This window comes from Streptomyces sp. NPDC107498 (assembly GCF_055582805.1).
In genome coordinates this window covers 419,860-435,767 of the sequence record NZ_JBVJPE010000001.1, presented here as the reverse complement: position 1 = coordinate 435,767, position 15,908 = coordinate 419,860, and the positions used below count along the sequence as shown (strand labels likewise).

Sequence of the window (15,908 nt, the reverse complement as noted above, 5' to 3'; positions counted from 1 at the left end):
CAACAGTATTGCTGTCTCACCACAGCTGTAAAAGCCCCCGAAGGGCTCCTCCCGCCGCTCGGAGGCCCGGCGGGCCTCCGAGCGGCGGGGGTCAGAGGGGGACGGGGGAGGACAGGGCCGTCTCGACGGAGGCGAAGGTGACGCCGTGGTCGGCCAGCGCCTCGGCGACGACGCCGCCGAGGGTGGTGAGGGCCAGGAGGAGGTGTTCGTCGCCGATCTCGCGGTCCTTGCGGGCCAGGGCCACGCGGAGCGACTTCTCCAGGACGGTCTTCGCCTCGCGGGAGAAGCCGGGACGGCCCGACCACCACCCGGCGTCCCTGCGGTCGCCCGCCAGCGCGCCCGCGCCGTGGCTCTCCTCGACACGCTCGACGATCGCGCCGACGTCGATGCCGAGGCCGGCCAGGGCCTCCGCGTCCGCCCGGGACAGTCCGGCCCGGCGCCGCGCGTCGGAGAGCGCGGCGAGCAGGGACGGGCGGCGCTCCGGCGGGCACAGCCGCCCGAGCACCGCCGCCGCGCGGGTCCCCTCCCGGTCGAGCAGCGCCAGCAGCAGGTGCTCGGGCGTGACGACCGCGGCCCCGCCGCGCTCCGCGTGCGCGGCCGCGCCCTTCACCGTGGCGCGCGCGGCCTTCGTGAACCGTTCGAGCATCACTGCCTCCCGTACTTCTTGTGGACGGCCTGCCGGCTGACACCCAGCTCGGTCGCGATCTCCTGCCACGACCATCCCTGGTTGCGCGCACCGCGCACCTGGACGGCCTCCAGCTGTTCCAGCAGTCGCCGCAGGGCGGAGACGGCCCGCAACCCGACCCGGGGGTCACGGTCACCGGCTCGCGCGGCGAGATCGGTCGCATCGGTCATGTCGTCAATGTAGGTTGACATCCGGAGGAGTGTCAACCCAGGTTGACGTCCGGGGTGTCGGTCGCCGTGTACGACTTCGGCGGGTGGGGGGCGTCGTGAGGGGTGTCGGTGGGGCCCGTTAGAGTCGGGCGGCTGTTCGCATCGGGAACACGGGGACACGGGGACACAGGGGAGTCAGATGTACGCGCAACTCAGGGAGACCGCCGACGAGTTGGCCGGGGTCCTGTGGCGGGAGCACACCGTCTACCGGGAGCGGGGCGGCGGTGTGGTGATCCGGGGCGAGCACGTGCGCCGCTGGATCAGTCTCGCCCCGACCGGGGGGAAGGACCGGGCCCTGCTGCGGGCCGGGCGGATCCTGGACGGGGGTACGACCGCCCCGGCCCGTACGGAGGTGGTCGTCGACCTGGCGGCCGGGACGGCGGAGCTCGCGACCGTCTGCCGCCGGCTGCTCGCCGAGGTCGCCGCGGCCGCCGGGCCCGCGCCCGGGCCCTCCCGTGCGGGACGGCCCGGGAAGAAGGGGGAGCCGGGGCGGGCTGCCCGCCCCGGCCGCCGCCCCCGCGGGGAGCGGCACACCGGCCCCGGTTCCTGGTTCGTCCTGCTCTGCGTCGTCGCGGTGCTCGGCGCCTGGCTGTACAGCCTCTTCGGTCAGTACCGCCACTGAGGAGCCGTTCCGGTCAGTAGGCGGTGACGGGGTAGTGGTCGGAGAGGTTGGTGTACGTGTACTGCGTGCCCCAGCTGGACACCGTCCACGGCGCGCTCTGCTCCAGGACCACGTCGTTGGTCCAGCCGGCCGGCCGGGCGTTCCCCGACCGGTAGAGGACGTAGTCGAGGTCCTCGCGCGGATCCGTCGGGTAGCGGTAGGACGCGATCGAGTTCAGCCGGGTGTCGAAGGAGTACGGGTGGCCGGTGCGGGCGTCGGCCGCCGCCAGGCCCGCGTCCGCGAGCATCGTGCCGTACTCGGGGGTGCGCGAGTCGACGTTCATGTCACCGGCCACGACGACCTGCTCGTTCGCCGGGATGTTCTTGGCGTCGAGGAAGGCGTCGATCGCCTTGAACTGCCGGCTGCGCATCTGCGCCGCCTCGCCGGCCGAGCAGCCCGGGTCGGTGGACTGCGCGTGCGTGCCGACGACGTGGACGAGGCTGCCGTTCACGTTGAGGACGGTGTAGGCGAAGCCCTTGTTCGAGTACCAGTCGGCGCCGCAGGCGTCCTTGTAGACGTACTGCTCCTTGCGGACGATCGGCCACTTGCTGAGGACCGTCACCCCGCCGTCCTCGGGCGTGGTCGAGGAGTAGGCCCCTCCGGTGGCGTCCCAGCCGGTCTTGCTGCGGCCGACGACGGGGGTCTGGTACGGGTACTGCGCGGCGGCGTTCGCCTTGAGGGCGTCCGAGGAGGAGTTGTCGAAGGTCTCCTGCAGCACGACGACGTCCTGCCCCTGGAAGAAGGGTGCGGCGGGGATCGCCTTGGCCCGGTGGTCCTGGCCCCAGTTCGGGTACAGGGTCTTCGACATCAGGAACGTGTTGTACGTGAGCACCTTCAGCCGCGGGGCCTCGGCCGCCGTGGCGGAGGCGGCGGTCGCGGCCGGGGCGGCCGTCGCCAGGGTGGCGGCGGCGAGCGCGAGCGAAAGGGCGGCGCCGGGGGCGCGGCGGAGCGCGGCGAGCGACACGTGAACTCCCGTGAGTGCGTGGGGGGTTGGACTGGCGCCGCACATACAATCAGCCGTGGTTACCTTCCGGTAGCCTCTGGATGCCGGGAATCTTGCCGAGCCCGCAAGATCACGCCAACTCTCGTCCCGGTGTCTGATTTGTCACTTTTTGGAGCAGGTAGAATGCGCGCATGACCCTCGCGAACTCCACTGTCTTCAAGATGGACCTCGGTCCGCTCAACCCCGTCTGGGCCGAGCTCATCCTCGGCCTGGTGTTGTTCGGGCTCACCTTCCTCATCATGGCGAAGGGCATCCTTCCGAAGATCAAGCGCACCCTCGACCAGCGCGAGGACGCCATCGACGGCGGCACCGAGCGCGCCGACGACCTGCGCTCCGAGGCCGCCGCGATCCGCGAGCAGTACGAGGCGGAGCTCGCCGAGGCCCGCCACGAGGCCGCGCGCATCCGCTCCCAGGCCACCGAGGAGGGCTCGGCCGCCATCGCCGCCGCCCGCGCCGAGGGCCAGGCCGAGCGCGACGCGATCCTCGCCGCCGGTGCCGCCAGGATCGCCGAGGAGCGCGCCGCCGCCGAGCGCGAGCTCAACGCCGACGTCGAGGCCTGGGCCCACGCCCTCGCCGCCCGCATCGTCGGCGAGCCGGTCGGCGCCGACCGCGCCTGACCCCGCACTTCCCCGAAGGGGCCGTCACCCGGGCCGCAGCGCCCGCGTGACGGCCCCTTCGTCATGGGTGCAGCCTGGAGACATGAGGAGAAGGCCATGGAACGCGTGAAGCCGCTCGACCGGGCCCCCGCCGGTCACGACCCCCTGCCGCCGCCCGTCGGCGGAGTGCTGTGGAGCGTCGCGGGGGACGTCCGGGCGCTCCTGATGCTGCCCGCCGCCCTCGCCCTGCAGGTCGCCCACCCCGCGATCGGCGCCGGCGTCGACGACCACTCCGTCTTCCGCACCGACCCCTGGGGCCGCGGGGAACGGTCCCTGAGCTCGCTCCAGCTGTGGATCTACGGCGGCGAGGAGGCCGCCGCGGAAGGCCGCCGGCTCCGGGAGCTGCACCGGACCATCCAGGGCACCGACGCCCACGGCCGCCGCTACCACGCGCTCACCCCGGCCTACTACTCCTGGGTGCACGCGACCGGCTTCCCCGTCTACCGGTACGGGCTCGGCCTCCTCGCCCGCCCCCTCACCGAGGCGCAGGAGCGGCAGCTGTACGCCGAGTGGCTCCAGGTCGGCCGGATCCTCGGCATCCACGACCGGGACATGCCGCAGACGATCGAGGCGTTCTGGCCGTACTACCGGAAGGTCCTCGACGAGGAGATCGAGGCCACCACCGTCGTGCGGGAGCTGCTCGACACCGACGCACCGGTGCCCGCCCCGGACCGGGGCCCGCTGCCGCTGCGGCTCGCCCTCCGCCTCCTCTGGCCCGTCCTCCGCCGCCCCTTCCTGCGGCTGCGGGCCTTCCTCACCGTCGGCCTGATGCCGCCGGACGCCCGGGAGTCCATCGGCCTGGAGTGGACGGACGCGCAGGAACGCGCCCTGCGCCGGTTCGCCCGGATCGTCCGGGCCGTGGTCCCGGTCCTGCCCGAGCGCCTGCGCTACCTGCCCCTGGCCCGGAAGGCCCGCGAGACCGCCCGCCGCGCGACGCGCTGACGGACGGCCCCGCGGGGACCCCGTGGGCCTTTCGGGTCAGCGCCCGGCGCGGCCCCCGTGGGCGTCGGTCTCGTGGATCGTGTTGGTCTCCGCGATCTTCTTCCACGACTTCGGCTTCGCCGGCTTCGCCGGCTTCGCGGCGGAGCGGGCCGACGGCGCCGCCGCGGGGGCGGACCGGCCGGCCGGGGCGGCGGCCCGGGCGGCAGGCTTCGACGGCTGGTAGAGCCAGGTGTCGAAGAGCGCGGCCAGCGGCTTGCCGGAGACGCGCTCCGCGTACCGGACGAAGTCCGAGACGTGCGCGTTGCCGTACGCGTGCTCCTGCGGCCAGCCCTTCAGGATCGCGAAGAAGTCCTCGTCGCCGATCTCGTTGCGCAGGGCCTGGAGCGCCAGCGCGCCCCGGTCGTAGACGGCGCCGTGGAACTGGTTCTCGGCGCCGGGGTCACCCGGCTTCACCGCCCAGAACGGGTCGTCGGCCGGCCGCGAGGCGTACACGTAGTCCGCCAGCTCCTGGGCCGTGCCCTCGCCCTCCTTCTCCGACCACAGCCACTGGCCGTAGCGGGCGAAGCCCTCGTTGACCCAGATGTCCTTCCAGTCGCCGACGGACACGCTGTCGCCGTACCACTGGTGCGCCAGCTCGTGGACGACCACCGACACGTTCGCGCCGTTGGCGAACTGACGCGGGCTGTAGAACGGGCGGGTCTGCGTCTCCAGGGCGAAACCGCTGGTCACGTTCGGCACGTAGCCGCCCAGGGAGTTGAAGGGGTACGGCCCGAAGACCGACTCCAGCCACTCCGCCACCTCGGTCGTGCGCTCGATCGAGGCGCGCGCCGCGCCCGCGTTGTCGCCGAGGTCCTTGCTGTAGGCGTTGAGGACGGGCAGCCCGTTCGCGGTCCTGTCCGTCGTGATGTCGAACCTGCCGACGGCCAGCGTCGCCAGGTACGTCGCCTGCGGCTTGTTGGAGCGCCAGTTGAAGCGGGTCCAGCCGAGCCGCGAGGACTGCGACTGCAGCACGCCGTTGCTGATGGCCTGGTGACCGTCCGGTACGAGCACCGAGACGTCGAAGGTGGCCTTGTCCAGCGGGTGGTCGTTGGACGGGAACCACCAGACGGCCGAGTCCGGCTCCTGCGCGGCGACACCGCCGTCCGGGGTGCGGGCCCAGGCCGACCAGCCGTCGACCTTGAACTCGGAGGGCTTGCCCGCGTAGCGGACGACCACCGAGATCTGCGTGCCCTTCGCCAGCGGGGACGCCGGGGTGACCTCCAGCTCGTGGTCGCCCGACGCGGCGAACTTCGCCGGGCGGCCGTTCACCCGGATCTCACCGACCTTCAGACCGAGGTCGAGGTTGAAGCGGGACAGGTCCTGCTTGGTGGTGGCGAGGATCGTCGCCGTGCCCTCCAGGAGGTCCGTCTCCGGCTGGTACTTCAGGCGCAGGTCGTAGTGGGAGACGTCGTAGCCGCCGTTGCCGCTGGCGGGGTAGTAGGAGTCGCCGATGCCCGGGGCGCCGGGGGTGAAGGAGGCCGCCGATGCCGGGATCGCCAGCAGCAGGGAGGCCGCGAGGGCGCTCGGAACGATGAGTCTGCGGTGCACAGGTGCTCCCCAAGTCATAAGAAACGTAAGACGCGCGGGTGGTCGTCGGTCCTTAGTTCGGACCTTATTCAGCCCTTCGACGCACCGTCACGTCCAGAGGACCCCCTGTCACACGATCGCCATTCGGCCGACACGAACCCGTCCGTCACCGGAATGACCCCGAATCGCCCCTGATTCCCTGCGGCACTCTTCTGTCCGGGAGTTGACCGGGGTACGTTCCGGCGCATGCCGATGCGAAAGCGGAGAACCCGCGGAGCCCGACTGACGTACGGAACCCTCGTGTCCGCGGCCACGGCCGCCCTGTTCGCGACCCTGGTCACCCCCGCCGGCGCGCGGTCGGAACCGCTGCCGTCCCTCCCGCGCGAGTCCCGGCCCGTCCACTCGTACGCCGACGCCGTCCGCGAGTCCGTCTGGGTCGACACCGGCCTCGACGGCGACGGCGACGGACGCGCCGACCGGGTCGCCGTCGACATCGTGCGCCCCCGCGAGCCCGCGGCGGCCGGCCGGAGGATCCCGGTCATCATGGACGCCAGCCCGTACTACTCCTGCTGCGGACGCGGCAACGAGAGCCAGAAGAAGACCTACGACGCCGACGGCGACCCCGTTCAGTTCCCGCTCTTCTACGACAACTACTTCGTCCCCCGCGGCTACGCCTTCGTCGCCGTCGACCTCGCCGGCACCAATCGCTCCGACGGCTGCGACGACGTCGGCGGACGCTCCGACGTCCAGTCGGCGAAGGCCGTCGTCGACTGGCTGAACGGCCGGGCCCGCGGTTACACCTCCCGCACCGGCGGGACCCCGGCCCGCGCCACCGCCTGGAGCACCGGGAACGTCGGCATGATCGGCAAGAGCTGGGACGGCACCCTCGCCAACGGCGTCGCCGCCACCGGCGTGGAAGGGCTGAAAACGATCGTTCCGATCGCCGCGATCTCCTCCTGGTACGACTACTTCCACTCGCAGGGCGCCCCGCTCTACGACGCCAACCCGAGCTGGCTCTCGGAGTACGTGAACAGCCCCGAGGCGCAGGGCCGTTGCGGTGCCGTCCAGGAGCGGATCACCGCGGGCACCCCCTACAGCGGCGACCGGACCCCGGCCTGGACCGAGCGCGACTACGCGAAGGACGCCGGCAAGGTCAGGGCCAGCGTCTTCGTCGTCCACGGACAGCAGGACCTCAACGTCCGCACCGGTCAGTTCGGCCGGTGGTGGGAGGCGCTCGCCGCCCACGGCGTCGAGCGGAAGATCTGGCTCTCCCAGACCGGCCACGTCGACCCCTTCGACTTCCGGCGCGCCGACTGGGTCCGCACCCTGCACCGCTGGTTCGACCACTACCTCCTCGGCCACGACAACGGCGTCGACCGCGAGCCCGTCGCCGACATCGAGCGCGCCCCGGACGTCTGGACCACCGACCGGCAGTGGCCCTCGCGCGCAGCGACGGCCACCACCCTGCGTCCCGCCCCCGGCGCCGCCCCCGGCCCGGGCGTCCTCGGCCGCGCGGCCGCCGCCCCCGGCTCCACCGCGACCTTCACCGACGACCCGGGCCTGGGCGAGCTGGACTGGGCCGCCCGGATCGACGACGCGACCCCCGAGAAGGCCGGGTTCGTCACCCGTCCGCTCTCCCGCGACCTGCGGATCTCCGGCTCCTCGAAGGTGACGGTCACCGCGACCCCGACCACCTCCACCGCACACCTCTCCGCCGTCCTCGTCGACCTCGGCCCCGACACCGTCCGGGACTACGCGGCGGCCGGCGAGGGCATCACCACCCTCACCGACCGCACCTGCTGGGGCGCGAGCACGCCGGGCGACAGCGCCTGCTTCAAGGAGACCGCGGCCCGCACGACGGACGTCGCGTACACCGTCGTCAGCCGGGGCTGGGCCGACCTCGGCACCTGGGCCGACCCGCGCCGGGAGCGCCCGCTGACCCCCGGAAGGGCGTACACCCTCACCCTGGACCTCGCCCCGACCGACCACGTCGTCCCGGCCGGCCACCGGCTCGCCCTGATCGTCGGCGGCACCGACAAGGACCTCCTCGACCCTCCGTCGACCACCCCGACCCTCACCCTCGACCTCGCCCGCACCTGGGCGAAGCTGCCCCTCGTCGGCGGTGCCGGGGCGTTCGACCGGGCGACGACGGGAGCGGCCCCGGCCGTGCCGTCGCCCACCCGCGTCCCGTCCCCGACCGGCTCCGTCCCGCCGACCGCCGTCACCGGACCGCGCCTGCCCGGCCCGGTCGCCCGTCCTGGAGCCGCCCGATGAACCCCCGTACGGTGAGAAGGAGTTCCCGGCGGACGCTCGCCCTCGTGACGGGCGTCGCCGCTCTGGCCCTGCCGCTCGTCACCGTCCCCGCGAAGGCGGCGGACAGCGCGCCCGCGAAGACCCTCCCGCGCACCGGTTTCGAGGAGAGCCGGGGCGCCCGGTGGACGACCGGGGCCGAGGAGGGCGAGTTCCTCGCGGCGGTCGACCGGGGGAGCGACCGGGTGTCGCTGCGCGGGATCGGCACCACCGGCCAGGGCCGCCCGATGCGGCTCGTCACCGTCGGCACGGGCCGCGCGGGCACCACCGTGCTGCTCGTCTGCAGCCAGCACGGCGACGAGCCGGCGGGCCGGGAGGCCTGTCTGAGCACGGTGCGCGACCTCGCGTACGCCCAGGACCCGGAGACCCGGCGCCTCCTCGCCCGCACCACCCTCCTCGTCGTCCCCACCGCCAACCCCGACGGCCGGGAGGCCGACACCCGGGGCAACGGCGACGGAATCGACGTCAACCGCGACCACCTCGCCCTGCGGACCGCCGAGGCGCGCGCGATCGCCGCCGTCGTCCGCGACCGGAAGCCCGCCCTCGTGTACGACCTCCACGAGTACGGCGCCACCCCCCGCTACTACGACAAGGACCTGCTCGCCCTCTGGCCCCGCAGCCTCGACGCCGACCCGCGCGTCCACGACGAGTCCCGGGCGCTCTCGGAGTCCTACGTCCGGCCGGCCGCCGGGCTCGCCGGTTACAGCAGCGGCATCTACGGCATCTGGACCGACCCCCTCACCGGCGAGCCGGTCAAGCAGGTCGCCGGCGACGGCCAGGAGCGGATCCTGCGCAACACGGCCGGGGTCAAGCACTCCGCCGGGCTGCTCGTCGAGACCCGGGTGGACGCCCTCGACCAGGCCGAGAAGGACGATCCGGCCCTCAACCACCGGCGTCGCGTCGCCACCCAGCACGCCGCCCTGAAGGGGGCCTTCGCCTACCTCGACGAGCGGCGCGGGCCGCTCGCGGCGGCCACCGCCCTCGCCCGGAGCGCCGGCTTCGCCGACCGGGGCCCGGTCTACCTCGGCGGCGCCGACAACGACCCGGCCGAGCCGGGGGAGATCCTCGCCGACCCGCCCTGCGGCTACCGGCTGGACGCCGCGCAGTACGCCGGGGTCGCCGACGAACTCGCCCTGCACGGCGTGACCGCACGGGCGGAGGGTGCCGGGGCGTTCGTCCCGCTGCGCCAGTCGCAGCGCGCGCTCGTCCCGCTGCTCCTGGACGCCCGGTCCCCCCATCACCTCGTCAGTGGGGGCCCTGTGGAGGAGTGTTGACGATCGGGTGCCCCCGGCCCGGCGCGATGCGATTCCGACGTTTGCCGAGGTAAAGTTACCGGTCGGTACTGACCATGCCTCGAACGGGGCTCCACGGCCCCGAAGTTGGAGAACCACCATGCGCCACACCCAGCCCGCACGCCGTACGCTCACGGCTCTGCTCGCCACGACGCTGCTCGCCGGGGGCGTGCTGCTCGGCCAGACGGTGACCGCCGACCCGGCCGCAGCCAAGCCCATCACCTGCAACGTCACCCAGCTGCGGGCGGACGCCCACAAGGAGCGCGACCGGGGCAACCGGCTCAAGCACCTCGGCGCCACGGCGGAGGCCCGCAAGGCCTTCGCCCGCGCCGACGCCCTGGAGCGCAGGGCCCGGCAGTGCGCCGACGCGGACCGGAACAACAAGCCGCCGCTCTGGAAGTAGTGCCTCACGCGGGGCGGTTGCCATCCGGAAGGAGGCAACCGCCCCGCGGTCGTTCCCACCGCCTTCCGGCCGGGCGGGAAGGCCGTCCTCAGCCCACCGCCAGTTCCGCCGCCCGCTCCGCGCAGCCCCAGGCCACCGTCACCCCCGCGCCGCCGTGGCCGTAGTGGTGGACGAGCCGCCCGCCGCCCGGCAGCGGCACCGCCTCGATCCGCACCCCGCCCACCCGTGCGGGCCGCAGCCCCACCAGGTGCCCGAGGACCCGGGCCCCCGCGATCTCCGGTCGCACCCGCGCGCACCGCGCCACGATCGCCGCCGCCGTCGCCGGGTCCGGGGCGAGCCGCTCGTCGCCCTCCTCCGCCGTCCCGCCGAGGACCAGCCGGTCGGCGTGGGGGAAGTAGTACGTGGTCCCGCCCGCCGACTCGTCCGCCGCCGTGAACCACTCCTCGATCCCCGGGTTCTCCACCAGGACCAACTGCCCCCGCACCGGCCGCACTCCGGGATCCGGGGCGAGCTCCCGCGCCGCGAGCCCCGTGCAGTCGACCACCACCGGGGCCAGCGCCGCCGCCTCCTCGAAGCCGTCGACCCCGCGCTCCTCGAAGATCCCGCCCATGGCCTCGAACCGGCCGCGCAGGAAGGCCAGGTGGACCGGCATGTCGATCAGCGGCAGACGCGCCGCGAGCCCCGTGCGGTACGGCCCCGGCACCTCCTCCGGCGCCAACTGCCGGAGCCCCGGGACCTCCTCGGCCCACGGACCGAGCCCTCCGAGGACCGTGCCCGCGTGGACCCCGTCCACCCACCGGACCCCGCTGCGCTCCGGATCGGCGGCCAGTTCCCCGTACACCCGCAGGGAGGCGAGGGCCCAGGCCCCGACCTCGGCCGCCGGCTCGATGCGGTACGGCCACCACAGGGCGCCCGCCACCGCCGAGGTCGTCCGCGTCACGGCGTCCCGGGACCGGATCCGCACCCGCAGCCCGCGCTCCGCCAGCCTCGTCGCCGTCGCCAGACCGACGACCCCGCCCCCCACCACGATCACGTCGCTCCTCATGATCCGGACCGTACCGGGACCGGGACATTTCCGGGACGGTGCGGCCACGGAAGGGGGGAAGACTCGAGTCATGCCGGTCCCGCACACGTCCTTCGACCTCGTCCCCGCCGCCCCGTCGGACGGCGACCGCCACCACGACTTCCTCGTCGACGGCAGGCCGCTGCTCCACCGGCTCGACGAGACCGACGGCTACGACGCCGTCTCGCCCCTCGCGGCGGACCTCCCGCCCACCGTCCGCGCCGAGCACGCCCACCGCCTCCTCCCGGCCGACGGCACCCGCCGGGTGATCCACTCCTGCCCCGACTGCGAGGACCCCGGCTGCGGCGCGGTCACCGCCGTCGTCGCCCGCGAGGGCGGGGACGTCGTCTGGCGCGACTTCGCCTGGCGGACCGGCACCGCCGCCGACCCCGTGCACGAGGGCTACCCCGGCGTCGGGCCGTACCGCTTCCACGGCGCGACCTACCGCTCCGTACTGCTCCGGCTCCTCGAATCCTCGGCGTGTCGCCACGTCGCCTAGGATGCGTTCCCTGATGACTGCAACCCTCGTCGCCAAGGACCTCGCCGCCGGCCACGGCGAGCGCACCCTCTTCGCCGGACTCGACCTCGTCGTCGCCCCCGGCGACGTCATCGGCCTCGTCGGCGTCAACGGCGCCGGCAAGTCGACCCTGCTGCGGCTGCTCGCCGGGCTCGACACCCCGGAGGAGGGCGAGCTGCGGCTCTCCCCGCCCACCGCCGCCGTCGGCCACCTCCCGCAGGAGCCCGAGCGGCGCGCGGGGGAGACCGTGCGGGAGTTCCTCGCCCGCCGCACCGGCGTCGCCGCCGCCCAGGCCGCCATGGACGAGGCCACCCAGGGGCTCGTCGACGGCACGCCCGGCGCGGACGACGCGTACGCCCTCACCCTGGAGCGCTGGCTGGACCTCGGCGGCGCCGACCTCGACGAGCGCGCCGAGGAGGTCGCCGACTCCCTCGGCCTCACCGTCGGCCTCGACCAGCCGATGACCGCCCTCTCCGGCGGCCAGGCCGCCCGCGCCGGCCTCGCCTCGCTGCTGCTCTCCCGCTACGACGTCTTCCTGCTCGACGAGCCCACCAACGACCTCGACCTCGAAGGCCTGGAGCGCCTGGAGACCTTCGTGAAGGGGCTGCGCGCCGGAACGGTCGTCGTCAGCCACGACCGCGAGTTCCTCACCCGCACCGTCACCAAGGTCCTCGAACTCGACCTCGCCCAGCAGCAGATCACCCTGTACGGCGGCGGCTACGAGGCGTACCTGGAGGAGCGGGACACCGCCCGGCGCCACGCGCGCGAGGAGTACGAGGAGTACGCGGGCAGGAGGGCGGCCCTCGAAGCCCGCGGTCACATGCAGCGGTCCTGGATGGACAAGGGCGTGCGGAACGCGCGCCGCAAGGCCACCGACGGCGACAAGCTCGGCCGCAACGCCCGCAGCGAGGCCAGCGAGAAGCAGGCCGCGAAGGCCCGGCAGACCCAGCGCATGATCGAGCGCCTCGACGTCGTCGACGAGCCCCGCAAGGAGTGGGAGCTGCGCATGGAGATCGCCGCTGCCCCCCGCTCCGGCTCGGTCGTCGCGACCCTGCGCGAGGCCGAGGTGCGCCGCGGCGACTTCGCCTTCGGCCCCGTCACCCTCCAGATCGACTGGGCCGACCGGGTCGCCGTCACCGGGGCCAACGGCGCCGGGAAGTCGACCCTGCTGGCCGCCCTCCTCGGCCGACTCCCGCTGGACTCCGGCGACGCGGTCCTCGGCTCCGGCGTCGTCGTCGGCGAGGTCGACCAGGCCCGCAAGCTCTTCCACGGCACGGAGACGCTCCTGGAGGCGTTCTGCGCGGCCGTGCCCGACACCGAGCCCGCCGACGTCCGCACGCTGCTCGCCAAGTTCGGGCTGAAGGCCGTCCATGTGATGCGGCCCGCCACCACGCTCTCCCCGGGCGAGCGGACGCGCGCCGCGCTGGCCCTGCTCCAGGGCCGGGGCGTGAACCTGCTCGTCCTCGACGAGCCGACCAACCACCTGGACCTGCCGGCCATCGAGCAGCTGGAGTCCGCCCTCGACTCGTACACCGGCACGCTGCTGCTCGTCACCCACGACCGGCGCATGCTCGACGCGGTCCGCACCACCCGCCGCGTCGAGGTCGCCGACGGCAAGGTGACCGAGCTCTGATGCCGGTTCCGTGCCCACGGTGCCCGCGATGACGGTCTCCTTCGGCTGGGGGCCCGTCGAGTCACGGGTCCTCGCCCCGGCGGCCGCCTGCGTGGTCGTCGTCGACGTGCTGTCCTTCACCACCTCCGTGGGCGTCGCCGTCGAGGGCGGCACCGCCGTCCTCCCGTACCGCTGGAGGGACGCCACGGCCGTCGCGTACGCGCGGGAGGGGGACGCCGTGCTCGCCGTCGGCCGGCGCGAGGCCACCGGGGCGCACCCGTGGTCGCTGTCCCCGGCCGCCCTGCGCGCCGCCCCGAGGCCGCCGCGCCTGGTCCTGCCGTCCCCGAACGGCTCCACCGTCGCGGCCGAGGCCGCCTCGGGCGGCGCGACCGTCGTCGCGGCCTCCCTGCGCAACCCTTCGGCGGTGGCCCGCCGGCTCCGCGACCTGGGGTACGGCACGGCGGACCGCCCGCTCGCCGTCATCGCCTCCGGCGAGCGGTGGCCCGACGGCTCGCTCCGCCCGGCGCTCGAAGACCTGCTGGGCGCGGGCGCGGTGCTCTCCGCCCTCGGGGGCCCGCGCATCCAGATGACCCCGGAGGCGACCGCGGCGGCCACGCTGTGGGACGCGACCGAGGACCCGGTCGCCGCCTTGCACGGCTGCGACTCGGGCCGTGAACTGTACGAGTACGGCTTTCCCCAGGACGTGGCCGTGGCCGCCGAGATCGACCGCTCGACGACCGTACCCGTCCTCGTGGAGGGCGCTTTCCAGGAGGCACGATGACCGACCTACTGACCCGGCTGACCGAGATGCTGGACGATCTGGACGCGGACGTGGACGAGACGATCGACCTCGCCGACGAGATCGCGGCCTCGGGTGACGCCGCTCTCCTGCCGCGCCTCCAGGCGGAGCTGGACCGTGCCCTCACGGAGCGGAACGCCTATGCCCGTGAGCTCCTCGGCGGCGTCCTGGCGGCCCTCGGGGGCCCGGACGCCCTTCCGGCCCTGATCCGCGCCTCCGCCGTCGACCTCGGCGACGACCAGGACGGCCTGGCCGCCGAGATCGTCGACCTGGTCCAGGCGGACCCGAAGGCGGCCCGTCGTCTCCTGCAGCCGATGACCGAGGACGACGACCTCTCGGTCGCGAACCGCGCCGACTGGGCGCTGCGCTTCCTGCCGTAGGCGGGTGCGACGCGAAGGGGCCGCAGCCCTTCGGGCTGCGGCCCCGTTCACGCGGACGCGGGGGTCGGCGGTCTACCAGAAGCCGCTGCAGTCGATCTGGCCCGTGCCGGAGTCCTTGATGCAGACGCGGTAGTAGTAGCCGCTGCCGCCGAGCATGTTCGACCAGTCGCTGCCCGGGTCGGGGAACTCGACCTGGAGGCTCCGGAGGAAGCCGGTGCCGTAGCCCGACCACTTCTCGATGTAGCCGTACTTGGGCCACCAGGCGTTGGGGCCGGAGGGGTCGGTGACGCGGACCCAGGCGGCCTGGCACGCGGGGGACCAGCGCAGCTCGGCCTTGAGGCTGCCGTCGGCGTACGCGGTCTGCTTGGTGACGGCGTCGCCGTCACAGGCCATGGAGACGGGGCCGCGGTTGTCGCAGCCGGCGCCGGAGCAGCCGGCGGCGTACGAGGTGCCCGCGAGCGGGACGAGGGCCATGGTCAACGCGGCGGCGGACACGCCCGCCATCTTCGCGAGGATGCGCTTCATCAGGGGATGCCACTTCCGGGGGAGGGGTGGGATGGGCTGCGGGCCACGGAACGAGGGGCTGCGGCCCGTTCACGCGGACGCGGGGTCCGGGTCTACCAGTAGGGGCTGCAGGTGACGTCGCCCGTGCCGGTGTCCTTGAGGCACACGCGGTAGTAGTAGCCGCTGCCGCCGAGCATGTTGGACCAGTCGGAGCCCGGGTCCGGGATCTTGACCGAGAGGCTGCGGACGAGCGGGCCGGCGTAGCCGTTGTGCTTCTCGATGTAGCCGAGGTGGTCCCACCAGTTGTCGGGGCCGTAGGGGTCGGTCACGCGGACCCAGGCGGCCTGACACTTGGGCGACCAGCGCAGCTCGGCCTTGTCGATGCCGTCGGAGACGGACGCCTTGGTGACGGCGTCGCCGTCGCAGGCCTGCGAGACGGGGCCGAGGTTGTCGCAGCCCGCGCCGGTGCAGCCGGCGGCGTACGAGGTGCCCGCGAGCGGGACCAGGGCCATGGTCATCGCGGCGGCGGAGACGCCCGCGAGCTTCGCGATCATGCGCTTCATCTGTTGTTGCTTCCTTCGGGAGGGGAACGTCCTCGCGGCCCCGCGGAGGCCGCGGGAGATCTCAGGTGCCTGTCCTGTGCACGTCAACGAGCAGAGCGGACTGCCTCGTTCACGCGTGCGCGGGGATCGGCGGGTCTACCAGAAGGGGGTGCAGTCCACCTCGTCCGTGGCGGCGGGGGCGCTGATGCAGGCGCGGTAGTAGGCGCTGGAGCCGCCCAGCATGTTGGTCCAGTCCGTGCCCGGGTTGGGGAACGTCACCTGGAGGCTGCGCTGGAAGCCGGTGCCGTAGCCCGACCACTTCTCGATGACGCCGTACCGCTCGTACCACTGCTCGCCGGTGGCGGTGACCCGGGCCCAGGCCGCCTGACAGGTGGGGGACCAGCGCAGCTCGACCCGGAGGCCGGAGTGGGTGCGGGACGTCGCGCTGCCCTTGGTGACGGCGTCGGCGTCGCAGCCCATGGAGACGGGGCCGCGGTTGTCGCAGCCGGCGCCGGAGCAGCCGGCGGCGTACGAGGTGCCCGCGAGCGGGACCAGGGCCATGGTCAATGCGGCGGCGGAGACTCCCGCGAGCTTCGCGATCATGCGCTTCATGGGTGGAACGACCTCCGGTGACAGGAACATCATGCGCCTCCCCCGTGGAGGCCGAAGATGATCATCATCGCCTGTTGTGGTCGCGTCAACAGGCAAAACGGGCCACCTCGGCACGATGCCCGGTTGGTCCGAGGTCGTCCCCGCGCCCCCGG

The 15,908-nt window shown here is 73.8% G+C and carries 18 protein-coding genes; 10 read left to right on the top strand and 8 right to left on the bottom strand.

The window, feature by feature from the left end:
• Positions 1-91: 91 nt before the first annotated feature.
• Complete coding sequence (locus ACZ66Z_RS02015; RefSeq protein WP_469932009.1) at positions 92-646, bottom strand: Clp protease N-terminal domain-containing protein; 555 nt, start codon at positions 644-646, stop codon at positions 92-94.
• Complete coding sequence (locus tag ACZ66Z_RS02010) at positions 646-855, bottom strand: RNA polymerase sigma factor sigma-70 region 4 domain-containing protein (protein ID WP_093878538.1); 210 nt, start codon at positions 853-855, stop codon at positions 646-648. Before ACZ66Z_RS02010 ends, ACZ66Z_RS02015 begins: the two co-directional genes overlap by 1 nt.
• 178 nt (positions 856-1,033) lie before the next feature.
• On the opposite strand from ACZ66Z_RS02010, the gene ACZ66Z_RS02005 reads away from it, so the two are divergent.
• Positions 1,034-1,516 carry a hypothetical protein gene (locus ACZ66Z_RS02005; protein ID WP_469932008.1) on the top strand — a complete coding sequence of 161 codons (483 nt, stop codon included), beginning with the start codon at positions 1,034-1,036 and terminating at the stop codon, positions 1,514-1,516.
• 13 nt (positions 1,517-1,529) lie between these two features.
• Here the strand turns inward: ACZ66Z_RS02005 and sph are convergent, their stop codons facing one another.
• Positions 1,530-2,564: a sphingomyelin phosphodiesterase gene (gene sph / locus ACZ66Z_RS02000; protein ID WP_469932007.1), complete on the bottom strand. Its 1,035-nt coding sequence runs from the start codon at positions 2,562-2,564 to the stop codon at positions 1,530-1,532.
• A gap of 125 nt (positions 2,565-2,689) precedes the next feature.
• On the opposite strand from sph, the gene ACZ66Z_RS01995 reads away from it, so the two are divergent.
• Positions 2,690-3,175: a F0F1 ATP synthase subunit B family protein gene (locus ACZ66Z_RS01995; protein ID WP_469932006.1), complete on the top strand. Its 486-nt coding sequence runs from the start codon at positions 2,690-2,692 to the stop codon at positions 3,173-3,175.
• A gap of 96 nt (positions 3,176-3,271) precedes the next feature.
• Complete coding sequence (locus ACZ66Z_RS01990; protein ID WP_469932005.1) at positions 3,272-4,156, top strand: oxygenase MpaB family protein; 885 nt, start codon at positions 3,272-3,274, stop codon at positions 4,154-4,156.
• A 36-nt stretch (positions 4,157-4,192) separates the two neighbouring features.
• Here ACZ66Z_RS01990 and ACZ66Z_RS01985 read toward each other — a convergent pair whose 3' ends face one another.
• Positions 4,193-5,743, bottom strand: coding sequence for a M1 family metallopeptidase (locus ACZ66Z_RS01985; RefSeq protein ID WP_469932004.1), 1,551 nt, complete (start codon positions 5,741-5,743; stop codon positions 4,193-4,195).
• Positions 5,744-5,968: 225 nt separating this feature from the next.
• On the opposite strand from ACZ66Z_RS01985, the gene ACZ66Z_RS01980 reads away from it, so the two are divergent.
• The 3 genes from ACZ66Z_RS01980 to ACZ66Z_RS01970 all read left to right on the top strand — a co-directional run bounded on the left by ACZ66Z_RS01980 (position 5,969) and on the right by ACZ66Z_RS01970 (position 9,727).
• Entirely contained in the window at positions 5,969-7,996 is a 2,028-nt protein-coding gene (locus ACZ66Z_RS01980; protein ID WP_469932003.1) for a Xaa-Pro dipeptidyl-peptidase, read from the top strand.
• The gene (locus ACZ66Z_RS01975) at positions 7,993-9,306 is read left to right on the top strand and encodes a M14 family metallopeptidase (protein WP_469932002.1); all 1,314 of its coding nucleotides are present in this window, start codon (positions 7,993-7,995) and stop codon (positions 9,304-9,306) included. Before ACZ66Z_RS01980 ends, ACZ66Z_RS01975 begins: the two co-directional genes overlap by 4 nt.
• Positions 9,307-9,424: 118 nt before the next feature.
• Positions 9,425-9,727: a hypothetical protein gene (locus tag ACZ66Z_RS01970; protein ID WP_469932001.1), complete on the top strand. Its 303-nt coding sequence runs from the start codon at positions 9,425-9,427 to the stop codon at positions 9,725-9,727.
• Positions 9,728-9,815: 88 nt separating this feature from the next.
• Here ACZ66Z_RS01970 and ACZ66Z_RS01965 read toward each other — a convergent pair whose 3' ends face one another.
• A complete protein-coding gene (locus ACZ66Z_RS01965) occupies positions 9,816-10,772 on the bottom strand; it encodes an NAD(P)/FAD-dependent oxidoreductase (protein ID WP_469932000.1) in 957 nt (318 codons plus the stop codon).
• 70 nt (positions 10,773-10,842) lie between these two features.
• On the opposite strand from ACZ66Z_RS01965, the gene ACZ66Z_RS01960 reads away from it, so the two are divergent.
• Genes ACZ66Z_RS01960 through ACZ66Z_RS01945 form a run of 4 tightly spaced genes read left to right on the top strand, consistent with a single transcriptional unit; the run spans position 10,843 to position 14,098 of the window.
• Positions 10,843-11,289 carry a hypothetical protein gene (locus ACZ66Z_RS01960; RefSeq protein ID WP_469931999.1) on the top strand — a complete coding sequence of 149 codons (447 nt, stop codon included), beginning with the start codon at positions 10,843-10,845 and terminating at the stop codon, positions 11,287-11,289.
• 13 nt (positions 11,290-11,302) lie between these two features.
• Complete coding sequence (locus ACZ66Z_RS01955) at positions 11,303-12,940, top strand: ABC-F family ATP-binding cassette domain-containing protein (RefSeq protein ID WP_469931998.1); 1,638 nt, start codon at positions 11,303-11,305, stop codon at positions 12,938-12,940.
• 28 nt (positions 12,941-12,968) lie between these two features.
• Entirely contained in the window at positions 12,969-13,700 is a 732-nt protein-coding gene (locus tag ACZ66Z_RS01950) for a 2-phosphosulfolactate phosphatase (protein WP_469931997.1), read from the top strand.
• A complete protein-coding gene (locus tag ACZ66Z_RS01945) occupies positions 13,697-14,098 on the top strand; it encodes a hypothetical protein (protein ID WP_469931996.1) in 402 nt (133 codons plus the stop codon). Before ACZ66Z_RS01950 ends, ACZ66Z_RS01945 begins: the two co-directional genes overlap by 4 nt.
• Positions 14,099-14,170: 72 nt before the next feature.
• On the opposite strand, the gene ACZ66Z_RS01940 is transcribed toward ACZ66Z_RS01945, so the two are convergent.
• The 3 genes from ACZ66Z_RS01940 to ACZ66Z_RS01930 all read right to left on the bottom strand — a co-directional run bounded on the left by ACZ66Z_RS01940 (position 14,171) and on the right by ACZ66Z_RS01930 (position 15,756).
• A complete protein-coding gene (locus ACZ66Z_RS01940) occupies positions 14,171-14,623 on the bottom strand; it encodes a DUF2690 domain-containing protein (protein WP_469931995.1) in 453 nt (150 codons plus the stop codon).
• Between the two features lie 92 nt (positions 14,624-14,715).
• Entirely contained in the window at positions 14,716-15,165 is a 450-nt protein-coding gene (locus ACZ66Z_RS01935) for a DUF2690 domain-containing protein (protein ID WP_469931994.1), read from the bottom strand.
• Between the two features lie 135 nt (positions 15,166-15,300).
• Positions 15,301-15,756, bottom strand: a complete 456-nt coding sequence (locus ACZ66Z_RS01930) for a DUF2690 domain-containing protein (RefSeq protein ID WP_469931993.1) — start codon at positions 15,754-15,756, stop codon at positions 15,301-15,303.
• Positions 15,757-15,908: the final 152 nt, after the last annotated feature.